The organism is Pseudomonas sp. MBLB4123 (genome assembly GCF_051904775.1).
Lineage (GTDB): Bacteria > Pseudomonadota > Gammaproteobacteria > Pseudomonadales > Pseudomonadaceae > Aquipseudomonas > Aquipseudomonas benzenivorans_B.
In genome coordinates, this window is the sequence record NZ_CP196711.1 from 3113867 (window position 1) to 3137314 (window position 23448).

General features: G+C 68.0%; 23 protein-coding genes. 6 read left to right on the forward strand and 17 right to left on the reverse strand.

Features of this window, described 5'->3' with window-relative positions; genetic code table 11:
• Positions 1 to 62: 62 nt before the first annotated feature.
• Entirely contained in the window at positions 63 to 1322 is a 1260-nt protein-coding gene (gene rho, locus ACSX1C_RS14380; RefSeq protein WP_439886696.1) for a transcription termination factor Rho, read from the reverse strand.
• A 246-nt stretch (positions 1323 to 1568) separates the two neighbouring features.
• Positions 1569 to 1895: a thioredoxin TrxA gene (gene trxA, locus ACSX1C_RS14385; RefSeq protein ID WP_318644585.1), complete on the reverse strand. Its 327-nt coding sequence runs from the start codon at positions 1893 to 1895 to the stop codon at positions 1569 to 1571.
• A 225-nt stretch (positions 1896 to 2120) separates the two neighbouring features.
• Here trxA and ppx point away from each other — a divergent pair, with 225 nt between their 5' ends.
• Complete coding sequence (gene ppx / locus ACSX1C_RS14390; protein ID WP_439886697.1) at positions 2121 to 3623, forward strand: exopolyphosphatase; 1503 nt, start codon at positions 2121 to 2123, stop codon at positions 3621 to 3623.
• On the opposite strand, the gene ppk1 is transcribed toward ppx, so the two are convergent.
• On the reverse strand, positions 3610 to 5811 hold the full coding sequence (gene ppk1 / locus ACSX1C_RS14395) for a polyphosphate kinase 1 (RefSeq protein ID WP_439886698.1): 2202 nt from the start codon (positions 5809 to 5811) through the stop codon (positions 3610 to 3612). The genes ppx and ppk1 overlap by 14 nt on opposite strands.
• Positions 5812 to 5828: 17 nt before the next feature.
• Entirely contained in the window at positions 5829 to 6842 is a 1014-nt protein-coding gene (gene hemB / locus ACSX1C_RS14400) for a porphobilinogen synthase (protein WP_439886699.1), read from the reverse strand.
• Between the two features lie 212 nt (positions 6843 to 7054).
• On the opposite strand from hemB, the gene ACSX1C_RS14405 reads away from it, so the two are divergent.
• From ACSX1C_RS14405 to ACSX1C_RS14420, 4 genes are all read left to right on the forward strand, one after another.
• A complete protein-coding gene (locus ACSX1C_RS14405; protein WP_439886700.1) occupies positions 7055 to 7609 on the forward strand; it encodes a DedA family protein in 555 nt (184 codons plus the stop codon).
• 128 nt (positions 7610 to 7737) lie between these two features.
• The gene (locus ACSX1C_RS14410) at positions 7738 to 8568 is read left to right on the forward strand and encodes a dienelactone hydrolase family protein (RefSeq protein ID WP_439886701.1); all 831 of its coding nucleotides are present in this window, start codon (positions 7738 to 7740) and stop codon (positions 8566 to 8568) included.
• A 13-nt stretch (positions 8569 to 8581) separates the two neighbouring features.
• The gene (gene elbB / locus ACSX1C_RS14415; protein WP_369958328.1) at positions 8582 to 9244 is read left to right on the forward strand and encodes an isoprenoid biosynthesis glyoxalase ElbB; all 663 of its coding nucleotides are present in this window, start codon (positions 8582 to 8584) and stop codon (positions 9242 to 9244) included.
• Positions 9245 to 9360: 116 nt separating this feature from the next.
• Positions 9361 to 9828, forward strand: a complete 468-nt coding sequence (locus tag ACSX1C_RS14420) for a thioesterase family protein (protein WP_439886702.1) — start codon at positions 9361 to 9363, stop codon at positions 9826 to 9828.
• Positions 9829 to 9884: 56 nt separating this feature from the next.
• Here the strand turns inward: ACSX1C_RS14420 and ACSX1C_RS14425 are convergent, their stop codons facing one another.
• The 4 genes from ACSX1C_RS14425 to ACSX1C_RS14440 form a co-directional block, all read right to left on the reverse strand.
• Positions 9885 to 10340: a YaiI/YqxD family protein gene (locus ACSX1C_RS14425; RefSeq protein WP_439886703.1), complete on the reverse strand. Its 456-nt coding sequence runs from the start codon at positions 10338 to 10340 to the stop codon at positions 9885 to 9887.
• 40 nt (positions 10341 to 10380) lie between these two features.
• Positions 10381 to 11013, reverse strand: a complete 633-nt coding sequence (gene rhtB, locus ACSX1C_RS14430) for a homoserine/homoserine lactone efflux protein (protein ID WP_318644576.1) — start codon at positions 11011 to 11013, stop codon at positions 10381 to 10383.
• An 89-nt stretch (positions 11014 to 11102) separates the two neighbouring features.
• Positions 11103 to 11861, reverse strand: a complete 759-nt coding sequence (locus tag ACSX1C_RS14435) for a TerC family protein (RefSeq protein ID WP_439886704.1) — start codon at positions 11859 to 11861, stop codon at positions 11103 to 11105.
• A 194-nt stretch (positions 11862 to 12055) separates the two neighbouring features.
• The gene (locus tag ACSX1C_RS14440; RefSeq protein WP_439886705.1) at positions 12056 to 13972 is read right to left on the reverse strand and encodes an ATP-binding cassette domain-containing protein; all 1917 of its coding nucleotides are present in this window, start codon (positions 13970 to 13972) and stop codon (positions 12056 to 12058) included.
• 50 nt (positions 13973 to 14022) lie between these two features.
• On the opposite strand from ACSX1C_RS14440, the gene ACSX1C_RS14445 reads away from it, so the two are divergent.
• A complete protein-coding gene (locus tag ACSX1C_RS14445) occupies positions 14023 to 14487 on the forward strand; it encodes a TIGR02444 family protein (RefSeq protein ID WP_439886706.1) in 465 nt (154 codons plus the stop codon).
• On the opposite strand, the gene ACSX1C_RS14450 is transcribed toward ACSX1C_RS14445, so the two are convergent.
• The 9 genes from ACSX1C_RS14450 to ACSX1C_RS14490 all read right to left on the reverse strand — a co-directional run bounded on the left by ACSX1C_RS14450 (position 14484) and on the right by ACSX1C_RS14490 (position 23273).
• The gene (locus ACSX1C_RS14450) at positions 14484 to 15398 is read right to left on the reverse strand and encodes an AlgP family protein (RefSeq protein WP_439886707.1); all 915 of its coding nucleotides are present in this window, start codon (positions 15396 to 15398) and stop codon (positions 14484 to 14486) included. The genes ACSX1C_RS14445 and ACSX1C_RS14450 overlap by 4 nt on opposite strands.
• A 441-nt stretch (positions 15399 to 15839) precedes the next feature.
• Positions 15840 to 16313, reverse strand: a complete 474-nt coding sequence (gene rsd / locus ACSX1C_RS14455; RefSeq protein WP_318644571.1) for a sigma D regulator — start codon at positions 16311 to 16313, stop codon at positions 15840 to 15842.
• 266 nt (positions 16314 to 16579) lie between these two features.
• Entirely contained in the window at positions 16580 to 17071 is a 492-nt protein-coding gene (locus ACSX1C_RS14460; protein WP_439886708.1) for a disulfide bond formation protein B, read from the reverse strand.
• A gap of 153 nt (positions 17072 to 17224) precedes the next feature.
• Entirely contained in the window at positions 17225 to 18475 is a 1251-nt protein-coding gene (locus ACSX1C_RS14465; RefSeq protein ID WP_439886709.1) for a heme biosynthesis HemY N-terminal domain-containing protein, read from the reverse strand.
• Positions 18472 to 19626 (reverse strand): uroporphyrinogen-III C-methyltransferase, encoded by a 1155-nt coding sequence (locus ACSX1C_RS14470; protein WP_439886710.1) that lies wholly within the window; start codon positions 19624 to 19626, stop codon positions 18472 to 18474. Before ACSX1C_RS14470 ends, ACSX1C_RS14465 begins: the two co-directional genes overlap by 4 nt.
• 16 nt (positions 19627 to 19642) lie before the next feature.
• Complete coding sequence (locus tag ACSX1C_RS14475; RefSeq protein ID WP_439886711.1) at positions 19643 to 20416, reverse strand: uroporphyrinogen-III synthase; 774 nt, start codon at positions 20414 to 20416, stop codon at positions 19643 to 19645.
• Positions 20413 to 21351, reverse strand: a complete 939-nt coding sequence (gene hemC, locus ACSX1C_RS14480) for a hydroxymethylbilane synthase (protein WP_439886712.1) — start codon at positions 21349 to 21351, stop codon at positions 20413 to 20415. Before hemC ends, ACSX1C_RS14475 begins: the two co-directional genes overlap by 4 nt.
• A gap of 96 nt (positions 21352 to 21447) precedes the next feature.
• On the reverse strand, positions 21448 to 22194 hold the full coding sequence (locus ACSX1C_RS14485) for a LytR/AlgR family response regulator transcription factor (RefSeq protein ID WP_318644566.1): 747 nt from the start codon (positions 22192 to 22194) through the stop codon (positions 21448 to 21450).
• Positions 22191 to 23273 (reverse strand): sensor histidine kinase, encoded by a 1083-nt coding sequence (locus ACSX1C_RS14490; protein WP_439886713.1) that lies wholly within the window; start codon positions 23271 to 23273, stop codon positions 22191 to 22193. Before ACSX1C_RS14490 ends, ACSX1C_RS14485 begins: the two co-directional genes overlap by 4 nt.
• Positions 23274 to 23448: the final 175 nt, after the last annotated feature.

Consider the following 23448-nt stretch of genomic DNA (forward strand, 5'->3'; position numbering starts at 1 on the left):
GATAGCGGGCGCGCAGATACACGAAAGCCGGGTTTCCCCGGCCTTCGTCACAGCGCAGCGGCTTACTTGCGACGCATCGACAGGAAGAACTCGTCGTTGGTCTTGGTTGCCTTGAGCTTGTCGATCAGGAACTCGATGGCGGCGATCTCGTCCATCGGGTGCAGCAGCTTGCGCAGGATCCACATGCGCTGCAGCTCGTCCTCGGCGGTCAGCAACTCCTCGCGGCGGGTGCCGGACTTGTTGATGTTGATGGCCGGGAACACGCGCTTCTCGGCGATCCGGCGGTCCAGCGGCAGCTCCATGTTGCCGGTGCCCTTGAACTCCTCGTAGATCACCTCGTCCATCTTCGAGCCGGTCTCCACCAGCGCGGTGGCGAGGATGGTCAGCGAGCCGCCCTCCTCGATGTTGCGCGCGGCGCCGAAGAAACGCTTGGGCTTCTCCAGGGCGTGGGCATCGACACCACCGGTGAGCACCTTGCCGGAGCTGGGGATCACGGTGTTGTAGGCGCGCGCCAGACGGGTGATGGAGTCGAGCAGGATGACCACGTCCTTCTTGTGCTCGACCAGGCGCTTGGCCTTCTCGATCACCATCTCGGCAACCTGCACGTGGCGGGTCGGCGGCTCGTCGAAGGTGGAGGCGACCACTTCGCCGCGCACGGTGCGCTGCATCTCGGTCACTTCTTCCGGACGCTCGTCGATCAGCAGGACGATCAGGTGCACTTCCGGGTTGTTGCGCGTGATGTTGGCCGCGATGTTCTGCAGCATGATGGTCTTGCCGGCCTTGGGCGGGGCGACGATCAGGCCGCGCTGGCCCTTGCCGATCGGTGCGCAGAGGTCGATCACCCGACCGGTGATGTCCTCGGTGGAGCCGTTGCCGGCCTCCATCATCAGACGCTGATTGGGGAACAGCGGCGTCAGGTTCTCGAACAGGATCTTGCTCTTGGCGTTCTCCGGACGGTCGTAGTTGATGGTATCGACCTTGAGCAACGCGAAGTAACGTTCGCCTTCTTTCGGCGGGCGGATCTTGCCGACTATGGTGTCGCCGGTGCGCAGGTTGAAGCGGCGGATCTGGCTGGGCGAGACGTAGATGTCGTCCGGGCCGGCCAGATAGGAGGCGTCCGCGCTGCGAAGGAAGCCGAAACCGTCCTGGAGGATCTCCAGCACGCCATCACCGGAGATCTCCTCGCCGCTCTTCGAGTGTTTCTTCAGCAGCGAGAAAATCACGTCCTGCTTGCGCGAACGGGCCATGTTCTCGATGCCCATCTGTTCGGCCATTTCCAGCAGTTCGGTGATCGGCTTTTGCTTGAGTTCGGTCAGATTCATAGGAATGACGTAATCATGAAGGAGGGAAAATAAGCTAGTAGCTTGGGAAGCCGCGCCGCTGGGAGGCGAAAGGATCGCCTACGGGTGTAGCGAAGATATTCGAGTAGGAATGCGTCGGCGACGGCTTGCAGAGGGCTGCATAGGAAATGCAGCGAGGCCGAATGTAACACCGGCCCGACGAAGGCGTCTAGCCTTCGTCCAGAAAAAAGCCCCGCGGGTGACGGGGCTTTTTCGTGCACAGCGACTTTAGATGTTGCTGTCGAGGAAAGCCGCCAGTTGCGACTTGGACAGGGCGCCGACCTTGGTCGCCTCGACGTTGCCGTTCTTGAACAGCATGAGGGTCGGGATACCGCGCACGCCGTACTTCGGCGGGGTGTCCTGGTTCTCGTCGATGTTCAGCTTGCAGACCTTCAGCTTGCCCTGGTAGGTCTGGGCGATCTCGTCGAGAACCGGGGCAATCATCTTGCATGGGCCGCACCACTCAGCCCAGTAGTCGACCAGTACCGGACCCTCAGCCTGGATAACTTCTTCATCGAAGCTAGCATCGCTGACGTTGGTGATGAAATCGCTCATGGAAAGTCTCCGTGTTCGGAAGCAAAAAGTGATCGACATCATAGCCCGGCTTGCCTGGCACAGGAAGGCGGGCGCCATTGAGCTTAACTATGGGGCAGGACAAACTTATCGACGCTTGGCCGTCATGGCCGATGCTGCGAGGCCGGCCATGCGACAGCAGTATGCGTTGGCTCACCCGGCCTATCGTGGCAGGATGGCCCTGTCCCGTGTCGAGACCCTGACCCCATGCCGCACACCCCAGCCGAGTCCTTTCCCTTGATTGCAGCCATTGACCTGGGTTCCAACAGCTTCCACATGGTTCTGGCCAAGGCCGATCATGGCGAGATCCGCGTGCTCGAACGCCTCGGCGACAAGGTCCAGCTGGCCGCCGGCATCGACGAGCAGCGCCTGCTCAGCGAGGACGCCATGGTCCGCGGACTCGACTGCCTGCGCCGCTTCGCCCAGCTGACCGCCAGCCTGCCGGAGGGCGCGGTACGCATCGTCGGCACCAACGCCCTGCGCGAGGCGCGCAACCGCGCCGAGTTCATCCGCCGCGCCGAGGCAATCCTCGGCCATCCGGTGGAGGTCATCTCCGGCCGCGAGGAGGCCCGCCTGATCTACCTCGGCGTGTCCCACAGCATCGCCGACACCCCGGGCAAACGCCTGGTCGCCGACATCGGCGGCGGCAGCACCGAGTTCATCGTCGGCCAGCGCTTCGAACCGCTGCTGCGCGAGAGCCTGCAGATGGGTTGCGTCAGCTATACCCAGCGCTTCTTCCGCGACGGCAAGATCACCCCGGCCCGCTATGCCCAGGCCTACACCGCGGCGCGCCTGGAGGTGATGGGCATCGAGCACGCCCTGCGCCGGCACAGATGGGAAGACGCGGTCGGCGCCTCCGGCACCATCAAGGCCGTCGGCCTGGCCATCCAGGCCGCCGGTCTGGGCACCGGCGAGATCAACGCCGAAGGCCTGGCCTGGCTCAAGCGCAAGCTGTTCAAACTCGGCGAGGTGGACAAGCTCGACCTCGAGGGCATCAAGCCGGATCGGCGCGGCATCTTCCCCGCCGGCCTGGCGATTCTCGAGGCCATCTTCGATGCCTGCGACATCCAGCGCATGGTCCATTCCGAAGGGGCGCTGCGCGAGGGCGTGCTCTACGACCTGCTCGGCCGTCACCAGCACGAGGACGTGCGCGAGCGCACCCTGAGCGCGCTGATGGAGCGCTATCACGTCGACCTGGAGCAGGCCGCGCGGGTCGAAAGCAAGGCGCTGGAAGCCCTGGAGCAGGTCAAGCACAGCTGGCAACTCAGCGATGACTGGCACCGCGAGCTGCTGGTGTGGGCCGCACGGGTCCACGAGATCGGCCTGGACATCGCCCACTACCAGTACCACAAGCACGGCGCCTACCTGGTCGAGCACTCCGACCTGGCCGGCTTCTCGCGCCTCGACCAGCAGATGCTGGCGCTGCTGGTGCGCGGCCACCGGCGCAACATTCCCAAGGACAAGCTCGCCGACTTCGGCGAAGAAGGCATCAAGCTGGTGCGCCTGTGCGTGCTGCTGCGCTTCGCCATCCTCTTCCACCACATCCGCGGCACCCAGGAAATGCCCAGGGTGCAGCTGCGGGCCGACCAGGGCAGCCTGGAGATCCACTTCCCGGACGACTGGCTGGCGGCCAACCCGCTGACCCAGGCCGACTTCACCCAGGAAGCGGAGTGGCTCAAGCGGGTCGGCATCGACCTCAGCGTGCGCTGACCACCGGCGCGGTGAGCTTCTCCAGCAGCCCCGCCTGGGCGCTGCGCGGGTTCTGGTTGCCGGTCGGGCTGCAGCGCAGGTAACGGCCATCCGGCTGCAGCACCCAGGCCTGGGTGTTGTCGGTCAGGTAACTTTCTAGCTCCTTCTTCACCCGGGTGATCAGCTTCTTGCCCTCGACCGGGAAGCAGGTCTCGACGCGCTTGTCCAGGTTGCGCTCCATCCAGTCGGCACTGGACAGGTAGATCTTCTCCTCGCCCTCGTTGAGGAAGTAGAACACCCGGGTGTGCTCGAGGAAGCGGCCGATGATCGAGCGCACCTGGATGTTGTGCGACACCCCGGGAATGCCCGGGCGCAGGCAGCACATGCCGCGCACCACCAGGTCGATCTTCACCCCGGCCTGGCTGGCCTTGTACAGCGCGCGGATGATCTTGGCGTCGGTCAGCGAATTGAACTTGGCGATGATGTGCGCCGGCTTGCCCTCGCCAGCCAGCGCCGTCTCGCGGGCGATCAGATCGAGCAGGGTCTTCTTCAGGGTGAAGGGCGCGTGCAGCAGCTTCTTCATGCGCAGGGTCTTGCCCATGCCGATCAGCTGGCTGAACAGCTTGGCCACGTCCTCGCCGAGGGCCACATCGGCGGTGAGCAGGCTGTAGTCGGTGTACAGGCGGGCGTTGCCGGCGTGGTAGTTGCCGGTGCCGACGTGGGCGTAGCGGACGATGTCGCCGTTCTCGCGGCGCAGGATCAGCATCATCTTGGCGTGGGTCTTGAACCCCACCACGCCGTAGATCACCACCGCGCCGGCGGCCTGCAGGCGGCTGGCCAGGGCCAGGTTGGATTCCTCGTCGAAGCGCGCGCGCAGCTCGATCACCGCGGTGACCTCCTTGCCGTTGCGCGCCGCCTCCACCAGCGCATCGACTATCTCCGAGTTGGCCCCGGAGCGGTACAGGGTCTGCTTGATCGCCAGCACATGCGGGTCCTTCGCCGCCTGGCGCAGCAGGTCGACCACCGGGGTGAAGGACTCGAAGGGGTGCAGCAGGAGGATGTCCTGCTTGCTGACCACGCTGAAGATGTTCTCGCTGTTCTGCAGCAGCTTGGGAATCACCGGGGTGAAGGGCGTGTACTGCAGCTCCGGGTGGCTGTCCAGACCGGTGATGCTGAACAGCCGCGTGAGGTTGACCGGGCCGCCGACCTGGTACAGCTCGCCCTCGGTCAGGCCGAACTGCTTGAGCAGGTAGTCGGACAGGTTCTTCGGGCAGCTGTCGACCACCTCCAGGCGCACCGCGTCGCCGTAGCGCCGGGAGAACAGCTCGCCGCGCAGGGCACGAGCCAGGTCCTCGACGTCCTCGGTGTCCACCGACAGGTCGGCGTTGCGGGTCAGGCGGAACTGGTAGCAGCCCTTGACCTTCATGCCCTGGAACAGGTCGTCGGCATGGGCGTGGATCATCGAGGAGAGGAACACGTAGTTGGCGCCCGCGCCCCCCACCTCCTCCGGCACCCGGATCACCCGCGGCAGCAGGCGCGGCGCCGGGATGATCGCCAGGCCAGAATCGCGGCCGAAGGCGTCGACCCCCTCCAGCTCGACAATGAAGTTCAGGCTCTTGTTCACCAGCAGCGGGAAGGGGTGGGTCGGATCGAGGCCGATCGGCGTGATGATCGGCGCGATCTCGTCGCGGAAGTAGCGACGCACCCAGGCCTTGACCTTAGTGTTCCAGTGGCGACGGCGGATGAAGTTGATGTTGTGCTTGGCCAGGGCCGGGAACAGCACGTCGTTGAGGATGGCGTACTGCCGGCTCACCTGCTCGTGCACCAGCTCGGAAATCCGCGCCAGCGCCTGGTGCGGCTGCAGGCCGTCGGCGCCGGCCTGCTCGCGGGCGAAGTTGATCTGCTTCTTCAGCCCGGCGACGCGGATCTCAAAGAACTCGTCGAGGTTGCTGGAGAAGATCAGCAGGAACTTCAGCCGCTCCAGCAGCGGATAGGACTCGTCCAGCGCCTGCTCCAGCACGCGGATGTTGAACTGCAGCTGCGACAGCTCGCGGTGGATGTACAGGCTGCTGTCGTCCAGGCTCGGCACCACCAGCGGCGGCGCCGGGGTGGGCGCCTCGACCGGCACCGGCTCCGGCGGTTCCGGCAACTCGGCGGCCGGCGCCTGGGGCTCGAGCAGTTCGCTCTGGGTGAGTCCTTCGGTATTCATCGTCTGGTCCTGGGGGACTAGCGCCCCTGTTGCAAGAGTTCTGCCGCGCGAACGGCGAAATAGGTGAGGATGCCATCGGCGCCGGCGCGCTTGAAGGCGGTCAGCGACTCGAGGATCACCGCCTCGGAGAGCCAGCCGTTGTCGATCGCCGCCCTGTGCATGGCGTACTCGCCGCTGACCTGATAGACAAAGGTCGGCACGCGGAATTCGCTTTTCACCCGGGCGAGAATGTCCAGGTAGGGCATGCCCGGCTTGACCATGACCATGTCGGCGCCTTCGGCCAGGTCGGCGGCCACCTCGTGCAGGGCCTCGTCGCTGTTGGCCGGGTCCATCTGGTAGCTGTTCTTGTTGCTCTTGCCGAGATTGGCCGCCGAGCCGACCGCGTCGCGGAACGGGCCGTAGTAGGCGCTGGCGTACTTGGCCGAATAGGCCATGATGCGCACGTTGCTGTGATCGGCCAACTCCAGCGCCTCGCGGATCGCCTGCACGCGGCCGTCCATCATGTCCGAGGGCGCCACCACCTGGGCGCCGGCCTCGGCGTGGGACAGCGCCTGCTTGACCAGGGCGTCGACGGTGATGTCGTTCTGCACGTAGCCGCTGTCGTCGAGGATGCCGTCCTGGCCGTGGGTGGTGAAGGGGTCCAGGGCCACGTCGCTGATCACCCCCAGCTCCGGGAAGCGCGCGCGCAGGGCGCGGATCGCACGCTGGGCGATGCCGTCCGGGTTCCAGGCCTCGCTGCCATCCAGCGACTTCTTCTCCAGCGGCGTCACCGGGAACAGCGCCAGGGCCGGAATGCCCAGGGCCACCCAGTGTTCCGCGGCCTCCAGCAGCAGGTCGATGGACAGGCGCTCGACGCCGGGCATCGATGGAATCGCCTCGCGGCGGCCCTCGCCGTCGAGCACGAACACCGGCAGGATCAGGTCGTCGACGCTCAGGCGGTGCTCGCGCACCAGGCGCCGGGAGAAGTCGTCGCGGCGGTTGCGGCGCAGGCGGGTGGCGGGGAACAGGCGGTTGGCGGGGGTAAAGCTCACGGCAGACTCCAGAGCCCGCGCGGACGGGCGAGTGTGACAGTTATAAGCGGCCATTATGACCAATAGATGACAGCCCTATCGAGTCTGCGACTGCGCGTCGCAGCGGCCGAACCGCCATTGTGCTCATGCCGACGCGCCGGCGTCGAGCCAGCCGCGGTTTTCCCCGCCGCGCCGAGGGAGTAGGCTGAACGCCCCGGCCTGCGGTTCGCGCCATGCTCGAAGACCTGCTGCAACAATTCGGTTACCCCGCCCTGGTCCTGGGCACCTTCCTCGAAGGCGAGATGTCGCTGCTGTTGGCGGCCTACCTGGCCCTGCGTGGCTACCTGAGCCTCGAATGGGTGGTGCTCTGCGCCTTCTGCGGCACCTATGCCAGCGACCAGCTGTGGTACCACCTGGGTCGTCGTCACGGCCGCGCCATACTCGACCGCCGGCCCCACTGGCACGCCCTGGGCGAGAAGGCATTGCGCCACCTGCGCCGCTATCCGGACCTGTGGGTGCTGAGCTTTCGCTTCATCTACGGCATGCGCACGGTGATGCCGCTGGCCATCGGCCTGTCCGGCTACCCCTGGCGCCGCTACCTGCTGCTCGACGCCCTGGGCACGGCGCTGTGGGCCGGCGGCCTGGGCCTGGCCGCCTACCACCTGGGCGCGGCCCTGGAGGTGCTGCTCGGCGACCTGCAGCGCTATCAGCGGTACATCTTCGCCGCCCTGCTGCTGCTCGCCGCGGTCCTGTGGCTGCGGCGGCGCCTGCGCCGGCCGAGCGACTGACGGCGCCCCGGCAGAATTCGCCCCGCCGCATGTCGCGGTGCGCCGCCAGCGGCTAGGATTGCTAAGGATGACAACCCGCCGGGCGGAGCCCCTTGCGCCCAGGTGATCGAGTGACAGATGACGACAGTATGCGCAGACCACTTCGCCGGCTCCTGACCGCCCTGGCCCTGCTGAGCATCGCCGCCCTGGCCGGCCTCTACCCCTATCGCGCGGCGCTGCTGCCGAAAGCCGATGACCTCAGCCACGCCAAGGCCCGCCTGGCCCCGCACCTGCGCCTGTTCACCCCGGAAGGCAAGGGGCCTTTCGCCACCGTGCTGGTGTTCCACGGCTGCAGCGGACAACGCCAGGCGCTGCTCGACAGCGTCAATGCCTGGCTGCTGCCCGCCGGCTACGCCACGCTGTTCGTCGACAGCTACGCGGCCCGCGGCATCGATGACTGGCGGCCGGTGTGCGCCGGCAAGCGGCTGTGGGGCAACCAGCGCGCCCTGGACGTCTACGCCGCCATCGAACTGGCCGCCCAGCTGCCCCGGGTCGATGGCCGGCGCCTGGCCCTGCTCGGCTTCTCCCATGGCGGCTGGAGCATTCTCGATGCCCTGGCCTACGCCGGCGAGGCCGGCCATGGCTTCGCCGCACCGGGCCGTCAGGGCCTGCAGCGGGTCAAGGCGGCGATCCTCTACTACCCCTATTGCGGCTTTCCCGCCGAGCTGCGTCGGCGGATGAGCCCGCAGCCGCCGCAGCTGATGCTGCTGGCCGGCGAGGACCACATCACCGACCACCGCCAGTGCCTGGACGCCCTGCAACATCTGCCTGCCGGCGCGATCCAGGTGAAACGCTATGCCCAGGCCGATCATGTGTTCGATCATCTCAGCGATCTGGCCACCTACCAACCGCAACTCGCCAAGGATGCCCAGCAGCTAGCCAGAGGCTTCCTGCGCAGCCACCTCGGCCCAGCCCCATGACCAGGAGTCTTGAATGAAAGAGAAAGTGGCAGTGATTCTGTCCGGTTGCGGCGTCTACGACGGCGCGGAAATCCACGAAAGCGTGATCACCCTGCTGCGCCTCGACCAGCGCGGCGCCCAGGTGCAGTGCTTCGCCCCCAATATCGAGCAGCTGCACGTGGTCGACCACTACAGCGGCGACGAGATGGACGAGAGCCGCAACGTGCTGGTCGAGTCCGCGCGCATCGCCCGCGGCAAGATCAAGGACGTACGCGAACTGCATGTCGACGACTTCGACGCGCTGATCCTGCCCGGCGGCTTCGGCGCGGCGAAGAACCTCTCCGACTTCGCCCTGAGCGGCGCCAACTGCACCGTGCAGGCCGACGTGCTGGCGGCGGCCAAGGCCTTCGCCGACGCCGCCAAGCCGATCGGCCTGATCTGCATCTCGCCGGTGCTGGCCGCGCGGATCTTCGGCAACGGCGTGGAATGCACCATAGGCAACGACCACGACACCGCCGCGGCCCTGACCCAGATGGGCGCCGTGCACCGCGAGTGCGAGGTCAGCGAGATAATCGAAGACAGCGCGCGCAAGCTGGTCAGCACCCCGGCCTATATGCTCGCCCAGTCGATCAGCCAGGCCGCCTCGGGGATCAACAAGCTGGTCGACCGGGTCCTCGAGCTGGTCCATGGCGGCTGATCCGACGCGACGGCGCTACGCCAATCCCGCCAATGCGCGCGGCACACCCGCCGCGCCACTGGTCAAGCCCGACGCAGTGCGGCAGCGTGGGCGCATTTCCTCCAGGCGCAGGCTCCATGACCCAACCCTTCGAACTCACCCCTGAACTGCAACAGGCGGTGAGCGGCTTCTTCCAACGCATCCCGTTCAACCAGCTGCTCGGCATCGAGCTCGAGCTGTTGTCCCCGGACCGGGTGACCATGACCCTGCCGATGAAGGACGAGCTGATCGGCAACTTCATGCACGGCATCCTCCACGGCGGAGTGATCGCCTCGCTGCTCGACGTGACCGGCGGCGCCATGGCGCTGATCGGCGCCTTCGAACGCCACCAGCATCTGCCCGCCGGCGAGCGCATGGCGCGGCTGTCCAAACTCGGCACCATCGACCTGCGCATCGACTACCTGCGCCCCGGCCGCGGTCGCGGCTTCACCGCCAGCGCGGTGCTGCTGCGCTCGGGCAACAAGGTGGCGGTGGTGCGCAGCGAGCTGCACAACGACGAGGGCATCCTGGTGGCGGTGGGCACCGGCACCTATCTGTGCGGCTAGGATGGGTCGAGCGCAGCGCTACCGCTGCCGGGGAGATGGGTGCCGGCGCCGGCGCCTCAACCCGGCCGACTCAAACGCGTCAGGATGCGGTCCAGCGAATTGGCGAAGGCCTGGCGGTCCTTGTCCGAATAGGCGGCCTGGCCACCACCGACCTGGCCCTGCTCGCGTAACTCGGTGAAGAGGTTACGGGTGGCCAGCTTGTCGCCCATGTTACGCTCGTCGAACTCGCGTCCCCGCGGGTCGAGGGCAGCCACGCCCTTCTTCACCAGGCGGTCGGCCAGGGGCACGTCGCTGCAGATCGCCAGCTCGCCAGGCACGGCGTGTTCGACCAGGTAGTCGTCCGCCGCATCCGGACCGCTCGGCACCACGATCAGCTTCACGCAGGCGAAGCCCGGCCGGGCCACCGCCTGACCGGCCACCAGCACCACCTCGAAGCCGCGCTTGAGGGCGAACTTCACCACCTGGTCCCGGGCCGCCCGCGGGCAGGCGTCGGCATCGATCCACACACGCATCGACCAGCGATCTCCTCGGGTTGACGGCAGGCAACCGGCCTCAGGCCGGCGCCCGGCGCACCGTGGCCAGCAGCGCCGCGGCGCCGATGAACAGGGCACCGAAGCTGCGGTTCAGCAGACGCTGCTGGCGCGGCGTGCGCAACAGACCCAGGACCCGCGAGGCAAGCCCTGTGTAGCCGGCCATGACCAGCAGGTCGACGCCGATCATGGTCACGCCCATCAGCAGGTATTGCGGCAGCAGCGGCGCATGGGGGTCGAGAAACTGCGGCAACACGGCGAGCATGAAGATGATCGCCTTGGGGTTGCTGATGTTCACCAGAAAGCCGCGCAATACCAGGGTCAGCGGCCGCCCCAGGGGGCGCTGGGCGGGTGCGGCGGCCATGTCGGCGGGCAGCGCACGCCACTGGCGGTAACCCAGGTAGACCAGGTAGAGCACGCCGAACCACTTGATCAGGCTGAAGGCCAGCGCCGAGGCGGCGAGGATCGCCCCCACCCCGGCGGCGACTATGACGATCTGCAGCGCCAGGCCGATCTGCAGCCCCAGGGCGGTCCAGTAACCGCGCCAGAAACCGTACTGCAGGCCGGAAGACATCGAGGCGATGGCCCCGGCACCGGGCGACAGGCTGATCACCCAACAGGCGACGAAAAACGCGAGCCAGGTCTGCAGGGCCATGGCGGATACCTCGAAATGTGTTGTTGAGGGGGCTACAGGGCAGGCCTCTCAGCCTACCCCTTGCGCTGCGGCGCGACCAGACGCGCCGCTCAGTCCGGCGAGCCCTTGCGCAGGTGCACCGGCTCCTGCCCCTTGCGCCGCGCCATGGCGCCGCGCAGGCGGATGTTGATGGCTTCCACCGCCAGGGAGAAGGCCATGGCGAAGTAGACGTAGCCCTTGGGCACGTGCACCTCGAAGGCCTCGGCCACCAGCACGGTACCGACCACGATGAGGAACGACAGGGCCAGCATCTTCAGGCTTGGGTGCTTGTCGATGAAGTCGCTGATGGTGCCCGCCGAGAGCATCATGACGATCACCGAGATGACGATGGCGGCCACCATCACCGACACATCGTCGACCAGGCCCACGGCGGTGATCACCGAGTCCAGGGAGAAGACGATGTCGATGATGGCGATCTGCACGATGATGCCCATGAAGCCGTAGGCCTTGCCGGCGGCCTGCTGCGCCTCCTCGGCGCCCTCCAGGCTGTGGTAGATCTCCATGGTGCTCTTGAACAGCAGGAACAGGCCGCCGAAGAACAGAATCAGGTCGCGACCGGACACGCCCTGGCCGAAGACCTGAAACAGGTCGGCGGTCAGGCGCATCACCCAGGCGATCGACAGCAGCAGGGCGATTCGCGTGCCCATGGCCAGGGCCAGGCCGAAGAAGCGCGCCTTCGGCTGCTGCTCCTTGGGCAGGCGGCTGACGAGGATCGAGATGAAGATGATGTTGTCGATGCCGAGGACGATCTCCAGGGCGGTCAGGGTGAGAAATGCGACCCAGATTTCCGGGTTGGCGAGCCATTCCATAGTGCGTTCGGTCTCGTGATTGCCAGGGTTTGAGTGAGCACCGCCACGCCATGGGCGCAGGGTGCGCTGAATAGCCGAATAAACGAGTCGCTATCGATAGGGGGACGCGTCACCTCGACTTGGCCGCGTAACGGGGCCGCGCCGCACGGCCCCGGCATGGCATTGGCGCGGCGCCTCGCTCACTGTTCTCCGGCTCAACTGGCCGCCTCCAACTCACGCTGCAGGGCTTCGAGGGTTTCCAGGGCGAGCAGCCAGCGCTCTTCCAGGTCGGCCTCGCGGCCCTTCAGCTTGGCCTGCTCGGCCAGCAGGTCGCGCAGCTCGTCCTTGCGCGCCGCGTCGTACAGCGCGCTGTCGCCCAGGCGCGCCTCGATCCCGGCGAGCCGCTCGTGCAGCTGGCCGAGTTCCTTCTCCAGCCTGTCGGCCTCGCGCTTGTGCGGCGCCAGCTGCTGGCGCAACGCCGCGGCGGCTTGGCGCTGGGCACGCTTGTCGGTCCTGTCGAGGCCGGCCTCGCCGCCATTCGCCGGTACCGGGGCCTGCCGCGCGCGGAAGTCCAGCAGCCAGCGGGCGTAGTCGTCGAGGTCGCCGTCGAACGCCTGCACGCGGCCGTCGGCGACCAAGAGGAACTCGTCGGTGGTGCTCTTGAGCAGGTGGCGGTCGTGGGAGACCACCACCACGGCCCCGGAAAACTCCTGCAGGGCCAGGGTCAGGGCCAGGCGCATCTCCAGGTCCAGGTGGTTGGTCGGCTCGTCCAGCAGCAGCAGGTTGGGTCGCCCCCAGGCGATCAGCGCCAGGGCCAGGCGCGCCTTCTCGCCGCCGGAGAAGTTCAGCACCGGCTCGTCGCAGCGGGCGCCGCGGAAATCGAAGCCGCCGAGGAAGTCGCGCAGGGTCTGCTCGCGCTCGCTCGGCGCCAGGCGCTGCAGGTGCAGCAGCGGGCAGGCCTGGTCGTCGAGGGCGTCGAGCTGGTGCTGGGCGAAGTAACCCACCACCAGATTCTCGCCGCGCTGCAGGCGCCCACCGATCGGCTGCAGCTCGCCGGCCAGGTTCTTGATCAGGGTCGACTTGCCGGCGCCGTTCGGCCCCAGCAGGCCCAGGCGCGCGCCCGGCGCCAGGCTCAGCTTGACCTGTTCCAGCACGGCCTTGTCGCCATAGCCGAGGCGGCCCTCGGCCAGGTCCAGCAGCGGGCTGGAGATCTTGCTGGCCTCGCGGAAGCTGAAATCGAAGGGCGAGTCGACATGGGCCGGGGCCAGTTCCTCGAGGCGCTCCAGGGCCTTGATCCGGCTCTGCGCCTGGCGCGCCTTGGTCGCCTGGGCCTTGAAGCGGGCGATGTATTTTTCCATGTGGGCGCGCTGCGCCTGCTGCTTCTCGTAGGCCTGCTGCTGCTGCGCCAGGCGCTCGGCGCGGGTGCGCTCGAAGGCCGAGTAGCCGCCGCGGTACAGGGTCAGCTTCTGCTGGTCGAGATGGGCCACGTGGTCGACCACCGCATCGAGGAAGTCGCGGTCGTGGGAGATCAGCAGCAGGGTGCCGGGATAGCTCTTCAGCCAACCCTCCAGCCAGAGGATGGCGTCCAGGTCCAGGTGGTTGGTCGGCTCGTCCAGCAGCAGCAGGTCGGAGGGGCACATCAGCGCCTGGGCCAGGTTCAGGCGCATGCGCCAGCCGCCGGAGAAGTCGCCGACGCGGCGATCCATCTGGGCGTGTTCGAAGCCCAGGCCGGCCAGCAGCTTGCGTGCCCGGGCGGCTGCCGTGTAGCCGTCGGCGCTGTCCAGCTCGGTGTGCAGACGGGCGATGGCGGCGCCGTCCTGGGCGGCCTCGGCCGTCGCCAGTTCGGCCTGCAGGCGGCGCAGATGAACATCGCCGTCGAGCACGTAGTCCACCGCCAGGCGTTCGAGATTATCGACCTCCTGGCGCATGTGGGCGATGCGCCAGTCCGCCGGCAACAGGCAGTCGCCGGCGTCGGGGCCCAGTTCACCGCGCAGCAGGGCGAACAGGCTGGATTTGCCGGCGCCGTTGGCGCCGATCAGGCCGGCTTTCTGGCCGGCGTGCAGGGTCAGCTCGGCGCCTTCTAGCAGGCGCTGCGGACCACGCTGTAGAGTGAGGTTCTGGAGTCGGATCATAATGGCGGCGAAGTCTATCAGAGTCGCCCGCCGCATACTCGGAAAGCACCATGCCCACTGATCTGTGGCGTTTCGCCGAAGACTACTACCAACGCCCTGGCGTCGAGACGGCCTGCCTGCAGTTGCAGGACCAGGGCGCCGATGTCTGCCTGCTGATCTGCGCCGTATGGCTCGGCCGCCGTGGCGTCGCCTGCACGGCGTGGCGGATCGAGCAGCTGCAAGCCATCGCTCGGCCCTGGCAACGCCAGGTGGTCGAGCGCTTACGGCAGATTCGCCAGGACTGGCGAGACGCTGCCCGAGGCGACGACGCCCTGGCCGGGCTGCGCGAGCAGATCAAGCGCCTCGAGCTGGACGCCGAGCGGGTGCAGATGCAGCGCCTGGCTGTGACCAGCCGGGATTGGCCGGCCGAGTCCGCGAAAGACCTGGAGGCCTGGCTGGACGCCCTGGCACCCGGCCGTACGGCGGCGACCGACGCCGCGCTGCAACAGCTGCGCGACGCGGCCCTGCCGGCTTAGGACGTCGCGGGCGGCGTGCCGCCACCGTCGTCTGGAGCAGCCCCCGGCGCGCGGGTCGCAGCCGGGGCAGTCGACGGGCTCGGCGCGGGCTTGGCGGCCGCAGGCTTGCGGGCCGCCGGCTTGGCAGCTGGCTTAGCCGCGGACTTGGTCGCCGGTTTTCTCGGCGCCTTGCTCGCGGCCGGTTTGTCGGCAGGGGCTCCGGCCGCATCGGCTGCCTTTGCCGCTGCGGGTTTGGCCGCAGGCTTCGCCGCGGCCCGCGCCGGGGCCTTGCCGGCGGTCGTGGCCGCTGCCGGCTTGGCGGGCGCCTTGGTGGCGGGCTTGGCGGCCGGTTTCGCCGACGCCGTAGCGGCCGACTTAGCGGCTGCAGCGGCCGGTTTCCTCGCCGCCGGCTTGGCGACGGGTTTGGCTACTGTCGAGGCCTTGCGCACCGCCGGCTTGGCGGGAACCTTGGCCGCCGGGCTCTTGGCAGCGGCGGCCTTCACGGCGGCCGGCTTGGCTTCACGACTGCTCAGTGCCTTGCTCGCGGCCTCCTTGACCTTGCCCACTCCCTGGGCGAGTTTCAGGCTCTCCTGGGCATCGCGCTTGAGTTGCAGGATGTAGCTGCGGGTCTCGGTCTGCCGCGCCTTGAGGGTATCGAGCAGGCCTTCCAGTTCGGCCACCAGGGTCTTGGCCTTGGTCTGCGCCTTGGCCTTGCCGGCCGCAGCCGCATCCTGCAGCTTGCCCCGAGCCTTGTGCAGTTTTTCCTGGGCGCTGCCACGCTGCTTCTCCAGCTTGGCCAAAAGCTTTTCGGCGTCGGCCAACGCTTGCGAACAGGCCTTTTCCAGATGCTCGAGCAAGCTGCCGGAAAGCTGGTGAAGCAAGTGCAAGGGGGTACCAACGGTATTCTTCTTAGCGTTCTTCTTGGCCGACATGGCGCGCCTCCGCGTGGGGGTGGATGCAGCCCATACTAGTCGCCAGGGGCAACGGTCGCTAGTTCGGGCCAGGGCCCGAGCGGTCCGCACCTATCGCCAGGAGGCCTTGCGAGCCGAGTCGGGGCGACCCTGGCCTCTCGCAGCCCTGGGCAGCAGCGCTGCACACGAGCGTAACGGGAGGTGGCCTCCTGCCCGAGGAAAGGCCGGGGCATAGGCCCATTCAGGCGCTCGCGGCGCGCCAGCAGCCACGTTGGGGACAGGGTGAAGGCGGAGCACGGAGCGGTGGCCCAGGAAGGGCGATCGGTCGTACCGATGAACGACAGGTGTCACCGCCGCTTCGCCGCAGCAGCCGGGCGTGACAGGGGCCGGAGACACTCTCGCGCCTGCCCGATGTCGCCCTATTGCTCCAGGCGGGGGAACCGAGGCCGGTGGGCGCCTCGCTCAGAGGGCCGGTGTCGCCTGCTGCTGGTGGGCGTTGTGCAGCACTTCGATCAGGCAGTCTTCCAACTCGAAGCGCTCGTGCAGCAGTTGGCCGAGGCGGTTCAGCTCCTCCCCCAGCGACACACCGTCACGACAGTCGCCGTTGTCGCAGCGATCATTGAACGACAGCGCCACTTCGGTGATCGCCTCGATACGGGGATAGATTCGCTTGGCCAGGTCGAGACCGCGCTGATCGCCGAAGGCCTTGGCCTCGCTGGTCAGCTGTTCGTAGACCTCGAAATGCCCGGCCGACACGTAGTCGACCAGTACTTCGCAGAATTTCTGCAAGGTTTGCGCATTGGCGCTGGGGGCTCGCGGGGACTCGCTAAGGGCCGCGAAGGCGGCGACCAACTCTTGGCGTTCCTGCAACCAGCGGTCTATCAGCAGGTGAACCCCGCCCCAACGCTCCTGGGCGTTCTGACAACTCTCGAGCATGACGACCTCACTTCCCTTATCGGTATTCCTGTTATACGTCCGATCCGAGACGGTTTATTGTCAATCGGTGCATGGTCTTGGGAAGGCAACCGCGTAATGGCAACTTTCCGGCGGTGCGTGCGAGCCAGATTATGCCCGTGGGCCAGTGCCGGCAAGGCACCGGGTCGAGAAAGTTTCATACAGCCGTTTGATCCGCGCCCCACGCCACGCCTGGGCTCGATCGCCCAATGGCGGCGCGCAAGATGGCAGGAGACGGGGCCTGGCGGTCAGTCGCGGCGCAGCAGCTGCACCAGGGCCAAGCCCAGCATGGCGACGAAACCGAGCAGGCTCCATTCCGGAATGCTCATGCCGAACAGGGTCCAGCTGACTTCGGCGCAATCGGCCGAGCCATGCAGCACCAGGCGCACGATTTCCTGGAACGGCAGGGCCTCCATCATGTAGTCGAGGCTCGGCAGGCACGCCGGTAGCTGATCCGCCGGCACCCCCTGCAGCCAGATCTGCCGCGCGGCCGTGCCGCCACCGGCCGCGGCGAACAACAGCGCCAGCCCGGCATAACCACGGCGGCCGGCGCGTCCCGGCGCATGCAGCGCGGCGATCAGGCAAACGAGGCCGAAACCGATCACGCAGACGCGCTGGACGACGCACAGGGGGCAAGGCTCGAGGCCAACCACGTGCTCCAAATAGAGGGCGACGGCCATCAGCGCCAGACAGCCAAGACAGGCGAGTGAGTAAAGGGAACGAGGACTGGCCAGGGACATGGCGGCTCCGAGGGGGATACGAAGCCGCCTACGGTAGAGGAAAGCGCCCGGAGCGATCAAGGCAAAGCCAGCGAGCAGAGCGGTTAGCCATCCGCCCAAAAGCGCCATGCGTCCGCTCGCCGGCGTCCGATGCCAGGGCGCCGGGTTAGAGCCCTAGTCGTGGACGGCAGGTTGTGGCAGCGGCAAGCCGCCCAGGCGGCGGTCGAGCAAGCCCAGGCCCTCCTGGAACAACTGGTTGCTGCGCTCGACCTCGCCCAGGCGCGCCAGCAGGCGGGCCAGCTCGGCACAGGTCTCCGGATCGCGCTGGAACACCAGGCTGCTCTCGAAGTATTCCTTGGCCTTGCCCCACAGCTGATTCAGCAGGCATAGCCGGCCGACGGTCAGCAACAGGCCGGCGTCCTGCGGATGCTGCTTCAACCAGCCCTCGGCCGCCTGCAGCTGGCGCCCCGGGTTGCGCCCGCGCAGCAGCCCATAGAGGCGCACCAGGCGGCTGTCGTAGTTGCGCTTGAGGGCCTGGTGCAGCAGCTCCTCCGCCTCGCTCTCGGCGCCTAGAACGCGCAGTTGCTCGGCATACACGGCGAGCAGTTCGGGCTCCTGGCGCTGGGCCGAGGACAACTGCTCCCAGGCCTGGGTCAGGGCCGCCAGGGCCGCCGGCGCGTCGCCTTCGCCGTTCTGCCCGGCGGCGGCCAGACGCCCGTGCCAGGCCTGACGCTCGAGCTCCGCCAACTCGGCGCCGCCGAGGACCTTGTGCTTGCGCAGCTCCGGCAACAGGCCGAGCAGGGCCGACCAGTCTCCGGCCTGCTGGTACAGGCGCTGCAGCTGACGTAGCACCTGGCGGTGCTGCGGGTAACGCTCGCGCATGATCTCCAGGGTTTCGCGCGCCGAGTCGCTCTGCCCGCGCGCCTGCTGCAGCTTGGCATGGGTCAGGGCGATCGCCAGCTCGGCGTCGGGCTGGCGCTTGAGCGCCCGCTCCAGCAGGGCGTCGCTGTCCTCGTGCTGGCCCAGCTTGTGCGCGGCGCGCGCCGCGCTGAGGTAGTACATCAGGGGTTGCGGGTCGCTTTCCGCCGCCCGCCGCAGGTAGCGCAGCGCCGGCACCCAGCGTCCCTCGGCCAGGTCGACGAAGCCCTGCTCGGAGGCCAGGCGCACGCGGCGGCTGCGGTGCAGACGCGACCAGGGATTGATCAGCCGCCCCGAGGTCAGCAGCAGACGCAGCGCCAGACGCAGCAGGCGCCACAGCAGCCAGACCGCCAGCAGCAACCCGAGGAAGGCCCACAGGCTGGACTCGTAGCGCAAGCCCTGGTAGGCGAACAGCACGTAGCCCTTGTGCTCGGCGATGGCCATGCCGAGCAGCGCCAGCCCCGCCACCACCAGCAGCACGGCGAGCAACAGGAGGACCCGCTTCATGGCCGCGCCTCCTCGTCACTCGGGGTATCGGCGGCCGGCGCTTCGGGGACGAGCCCGTTACGCGCCGACTCCTTGCGCAGCAGATAGGCCTGCACGGCAGTGAGCGAGTCGCTCAGATCCGGTGCGACCACCTCGACGGACTGGCCGATCAACTCGTCGATGCGCGCACGCAGGGCACGGCTGGCCGGGTTGTCGCGGTTGAAGTGCGCATCCAGCACCTCGGCCGCTTGCAGCAGCGCCTGCCGATACACCGGGGTCTGTCCATGCAAGGCGGCCCACTGCGCCTGTTCCAGGGCCAGGCTGAGAGCCAGGCGCACCTGGGTCAGGCTCTGCCCGGCGAGCAGCGGTCGGATGTTCTGGTCGGCACTGAAGTCGATGCGGAAATACTGGGACAGGGTCTGCAGCCCCTGGGACCACCAGCTGGTGCCATCGCCCTGGGCGGCGAGCTCGCCGAGCACCCCGCCCTGGCTGTCGAACACCGGATTGAGGGCGCTGAGCTGCCCCGCCTGGTCGCGCAGGGCACCGAGCTGAAGGAACAACCCGGTGCGATCCGGGTTGGGCGTCGCGCGCAAGGCCTCCAGGCTCTTGGCCAGCTGCTCGCGGGCGGCGAAGGCCGCCGGATCGTCCTGCTCGCGGAGGATCTCGTCGGCGCCCTGCACCAGGGCCTTGGCACTGTCGATGTCCTGCAGGGCGGACAGGCGCAGGCTGGCCAGGCGCAGCAGATGCTCGGCCTCGGCCAGGCGCCAGTCCTGGCGGCTGGCGCCGAGCACGGTCTCCAACCGCTGGTTGAGCAGCTGCTGATCGCCCTGCAGTCGAGCCAGCAGACGCCGGCGCTCTTCCAGCTCGGCCACCGTCGGCAGCTGTTGCAGCCGCGCGCTCAGCCCCTCGGCCTGCTGGGCCACGGCCTCGGTCTGCTCGCGCGCCTCCTGCACCTGTTCGAGCCGCTGTTGCGCCTGCGCCTCCAGGCCCCGCAACTGCCACAGGCTCCAGCCGCCGGCGGCGGCGCCGGCGACACCCAGCAACAGGGCCAGGGCGGCTACCGGCAAGGCGCCCCAGGTGGAGCCGCTCGGCTTGTCGGCGGCAGGCGGCGCCACATCGGGCGCGTCCGGCACGGGTTGCTCTTGCTCTTTCGGGGAAGTCGCTTCGCTCACGTATCCATCCTTTGCATCAGAGGTCCGCGGCAGGTTGCGCCTGCAACGCCGCCAGCAACGCCGCGGCGCTCGCGCCACGGCAATCCACAACAATCTCGGCGCCCGCGGCATGCGCCTGTTCGGCGACCCGCGGGCTGGGTACGAACAAGGGTAGCCGAGCCAGTTCGGGCCAGTGCTCGCCGGCCAGTAGCCGCAAGTGGCTGAACCCCTGGCCGCTGCTGATCACCAGGCCATTCAGGCGCTCGCCACGGACCCGCCCGATCAAGGTGCCCTCGGGGTAGTCCGGCAGCCGGCGGCGATACAGCGGCAGGTAGTCGACCTGCACGCCCTGCTCGCGCAGACGCTCGGCGAGCCATTCGCGTCCGTCCTCGCCCCGCAGGATCAACACCCGCGGGGTGAAGGCCTGGGTCAATGCCTGCTGCAGCTGGGGCAGCGCCAGCAGGCTCTCGCTGTCGTCGCCCCCATCCGGGCAATGCACCGGCAGACCGTAGTCGGCGAGGATCTCGGCGGTGGCCGCCCCGACGCCGAACCAGGGCTGCTCGGCCAGCGGTTGCGGCCAGTAGCGGTCGAGCAATTCCAGGCCGAGCCGGGCGGCCGGTTTGCTCACCGCTATCACCGCGCTGTAGCGGTCCAGATCGAGGATGGTCGCGCGCTGCTCGGCGGTCTCGGCCAGCGCCTCGATCGCCAGCAGCGGCAGGCTGCTGCTGTGGATGCCCCGGGCCGCCAGCGTCGCCGCCAGCGCCGGGCATTCCTCGGCCGGCCGGGTCAGCAGCAGGCGCCAGGTATTCACTCGGGATCGGCCTCGCCGTAGATCGCCTGCAGGATCGCCGCCGCCCCCTGGGCCAGCAGGGCTTCGGCGACCTGCACGCCGAGTTGCTCGGCCGCCGTTTCCGGCGCTCGGCCTTCCGCGCGCAGCAGCAGGCCGCCGTCCGGCTGGCCGACCAGGCCGCGCAGCCACAGCTGCGCGCCTTCGCGCACCGCATAACAGGCGATCGGCACCTGGCAGCCGCCATTCAGGCGCTTGTTCAACGCACGCTCGGCCGTCACCCGCAGGGCGGTGTCGACGTGGTGCAGGGGCGCCAGCAGGGCATGGATCTCGCTGTCGGCGCTGCGGCATTCGATGCCCACCGCGCCCTGCCCGCCCGCCGGCAGGCTGTCCTCGACGCTGATCGAGGAGCGGATGCGATCGGCGAAGCCGAGGCGGATCAGGCCGGCGGCGGCGAGGATGATGGCGTCGTACTCGCCGGCATCGAGCTTGGCCAGGCGGGTATTGACGTTGCCGCGCAGGAACTGGATCTTCAGGTCGGGCCGGCGGGCCAGCAACTGGGCCTGGCGGCGCAGGCTGGAGGTGCCGACCACGCTGCCGGCCGGCAGCGCGTCGAGACTGGCGAAGCGGTTGGAGACGAAGGCATCGCGCGGGTCTTCGCGTTCGCAGATGCAGTACAGGCCCAGGCCCTCGGGGAAGTCCATCGGCACGTCCTTCATCGAGTGCACGGCGATGTCGGCCTGGCCTTCGAGCAGCGCGGTCTCCAGTTCCTTGACGAACAGGCCCTTGCCGCCGATCTTCGCCAGCGGCGCGTCGAGCAGCTTGTCGCCGCGGCTGACCATCGGCACCAGACTGACCCTGAGTCCCGGATGGGCCTGCTCCAGGCGGGCCTTGACGTGTTCGGCCTGCCACAGGGCCAGGGCGCTTTTTCGGGTGGCAATGCGGATTTCGCGGGGCATGGGCAATTCCAGAATACGGACTGCCGGGGATGATAACAGGCTGGCCCGTCAAGGGCCTGCGCCGGATGCAAGGCACCCTGCGGCGCCTCTGCACGCCTAGAGACTGTGCATCAGCTTACGCACCCCGGCCACGTGCCGGCGGCTGACGACCAGCGCATCGCCATCCAGCCCCTTGAGGTACAGCTGGAAGTGGCCGAGGGGGGTACGCTGCAGGCGCTCGATGCGCTCGCGCGCCACCAGGGCGTTGCGGTGGATGCGCACGAAACGCTCGCCGAACTCGTCCTCCAGCGCCTTCAACGGCTCGTCCAACAGCACCTCGCCGCCCTCGTGGCGCAGCGTCACGTACTTGTGGTCGGCGATGAAGTAGATCACCTGGTCCAGCGGAATCAGCTCGATGCCCTTGCGGGTACGGGCGCTGATATGGCTGCGCGGGCCGCCGCCGGTCTCGGCCGCCGGGCGGGTCAGGGCGGCGAGTTGCACGCGGTTCGGCCGCTCGGCCTTCTTCAGTGCCTCGCCGAGGTTCTCCGGGCGCACCGGCTTGACCAGGTAGCCCACCGCGCTGACCTTGAATGCCTCCAGGGCAAATTCGTCGTGGGCGGTGCAGAAGATCACCGCCGGCGGCGCCTCGCGCTCGCACAGCTTGGCCGCAACCTGCAGGCCATCCAGGCCGGGCATGCGGATATCCAGCAACACGATATCCGGCCTCAGGCTGTCGATCAGGGTCAGCGCCTCTTCGCCATTGCTGGCGGCAGGCTCGAGGACTCGATAGCCCTCGAGGTCAGCGACCATCCGGCTAAGACGCTCGCGGGCCAGGGGTTCATCATCGACTATCAGGACATTCATAATGCACCGGCTTCCTGCGTGAGTCTCGCACAAGGATAGCGTAGACAGGTGTAGTGGCGACCGTCACGACGCTCCACGCTGAGGCTGGCCCGGGCCCCGAAAAGCGCCGCGAGGCGCGCATCGATGTTGTTCAGCGCCTGATGGGTGCCGCGCGAGGGTTGCGGTTCGCCCTGTTGCTCATAGGGGTTGCTGACGCACAGCTGGAACACCCCCTCCGCGTAGCTCGCCTCGACCCGTACCAAGCCGCCCTCGATGCGCGGCTGGATGCCATAGATCAGGGCGTTCTCCAGCAACGGCTGCAGGGTCAGCTGGGGAATCGGCAAATCGTTCGGCACCTCGGCCACCTCCCACTGCAACTGTAAGCGCTCGCCGAGCCGGTAGTGCTCGATCGACAAATAACGTTTGGCCAGCGCCAGCTCCTCGCTCCAGGGCACCAGGCTGCCGGGCTTGGCCAGGCTGGCGCGAAACAGATCGGACAGATCCAGCACCGCCTGCTCGGCCTTGTACGGGTCGACGGCCACCAGACTGGCGATGCTGTTCAGGCTGTTGAACAGGAAGTGCGGACGGATCCGCGCCTGCAAGGACTCGATGCGCGCGCGCAACTCGGCCTGCTCCTGCCGCCGCCATTGGCTCTGCAGATAGAAGTAGCGTAGCAGCAGTGCCGACATGATCAGGCTGATCAGCGCATGACGCAGGTACAGGTTGACCTCGCCGTTGTGCGGCAGCGGCCCGCCGAGCTCGTAGTAATCGGCCACCGCGGTGCAGGCCAGGGTCAGGCCGACCACCAGCATGCAGCACAGCCCACCGGCCAGCGCCGCCCGCAGGCGCGCCAGCCAAGGGCGCAACCGGCACAGCAGCGCCGCCGACAGCAGCACGATCCACTGCACGAACAGCGAGGTCAGCGCCAGGCGCACCCAGTTGAAGCCGGGCAGCATGGGTTCGGCGAGCACCAGCACTAGCACCAGCAACTCGGCGAGCAGCACCATGCTCAGCAGGGCTTCCGGCTCGCAGAGTTCGGGAACGAAGAAATCGTCGGCCGGGGCCGCGATGCTCTTGGGAGTAATCCATTGAATAGGCATCGGCGCAGTTTCCGTGTAGCGCCCCCTGGCGGCAAGGCAGCCGGTTCTCAGCGGGCCGAATAAAACGCCGAAATACCCTGCCGACACATGGAACTGTGACCTGGCCAACACTGGCCAGGGCACTCGCGGCAGGGCACCGTCGACGCACGCGCCGCGGCGACTTTGCCCGCGACCC

Excerpts from the sequence above, each read along its gene's own strand:
- ACSX1C_RS14445 (WP_439886706.1), top strand. The coding sequence starts at position 14,023 with ATGCCCACTGATCTGTGGCGTTTCGCCGAAGACTACTACCAACGCCCT.
- ACSX1C_RS14420 (WP_439886702.1), top strand. The coding sequence starts at position 9,361 with ATGACCCAACCCTTCGAACTCACCCCTGAACTGCAACAGGCGGTGAGC.
- ACSX1C_RS14435 (WP_439886704.1), bottom strand. The coding sequence starts at position 11,861 with ATGGAATGGCTCGCCAACCCGGAAATCTGGGTCGCATTTCTCACCCTG.
- rho (WP_439886696.1), bottom strand. The coding sequence starts at position 1,322 with ATGAATCTGACCGAACTCAAGCAAAAGCCGATCACCGAACTGCTGGAA.
- elbB (WP_369958328.1), top strand. The coding sequence starts at position 8,582 with ATGAAAGAGAAAGTGGCAGTGATTCTGTCCGGTTGCGGCGTCTACGAC.
- ACSX1C_RS14440 (WP_439886705.1), bottom strand. The coding sequence starts at position 13,972 with ATGATCCGACTCCAGAACCTCACTCTACAGCGTGGTCCGCAGCGCCTG.
- ACSX1C_RS14460 (WP_439886708.1), bottom strand. The coding sequence starts at position 17,071 with ATGTCCCTGGCCAGTCCTCGTTCCCTTTACTCACTCGCCTGTCTTGGC.
- ppk1 (WP_439886698.1), bottom strand. The coding sequence starts at position 5,811 with ATGAATACCGAAGGACTCACCCAGAGCGAACTGCTCGAGCCCCAGGCG.
- ACSX1C_RS14450 (WP_439886707.1), bottom strand. The coding sequence starts at position 15,398 with ATGTCGGCCAAGAAGAACGCTAAGAAGAATACCGTTGGTACCCCCTTG.
- ACSX1C_RS14405 (WP_439886700.1), top strand. The coding sequence starts at position 7,055 with ATGCTCGAAGACCTGCTGCAACAATTCGGTTACCCCGCCCTGGTCCTG.
- ppx (WP_439886697.1), top strand. The coding sequence starts at position 2,121 with ATGCCGCACACCCCAGCCGAGTCCTTTCCCTTGATTGCAGCCATTGAC.
- rhtB (WP_318644576.1), bottom strand. The coding sequence starts at position 11,013 with ATGGCCCTGCAGACCTGGCTCGCGTTTTTCGTCGCCTGTTGGGTGATC.
- hemC (WP_439886712.1), bottom strand. The coding sequence starts at position 21,351 with ATGCCCCGCGAAATCCGCATTGCCACCCGAAAAAGCGCCCTGGCCCTG.
- trxA (WP_318644585.1), bottom strand. The coding sequence starts at position 1,895 with ATGAGCGATTTCATCACCAACGTCAGCGATGCTAGCTTCGATGAAGAA.
- rsd (WP_318644571.1), bottom strand. The coding sequence starts at position 16,313 with ATGCTCGAGAGTTGTCAGAACGCCCAGGAGCGTTGGGGCGGGGTTCAC.
- ACSX1C_RS14485 (WP_318644566.1), bottom strand. The coding sequence starts at position 22,194 with ATGAATGTCCTGATAGTCGATGATGAACCCCTGGCCCGCGAGCGTCTT.
- ACSX1C_RS14490 (WP_439886713.1), bottom strand. The coding sequence starts at position 23,273 with ATGCCTATTCAATGGATTACTCCCAAGAGCATCGCGGCCCCGGCCGAC.
- ACSX1C_RS14425 (WP_439886703.1), bottom strand. The coding sequence starts at position 10,340 with ATGCGTGTGTGGATCGATGCCGACGCCTGCCCGCGGGCGGCCCGGGAC.
- ACSX1C_RS14410 (WP_439886701.1), top strand. The coding sequence starts at position 7,738 with ATGCGCAGACCACTTCGCCGGCTCCTGACCGCCCTGGCCCTGCTGAGC.
- ACSX1C_RS14465 (WP_439886709.1), bottom strand. The coding sequence starts at position 18,475 with ATGAAGCGGGTCCTCCTGTTGCTCGCCGTGCTGCTGGTGGTGGCGGGG.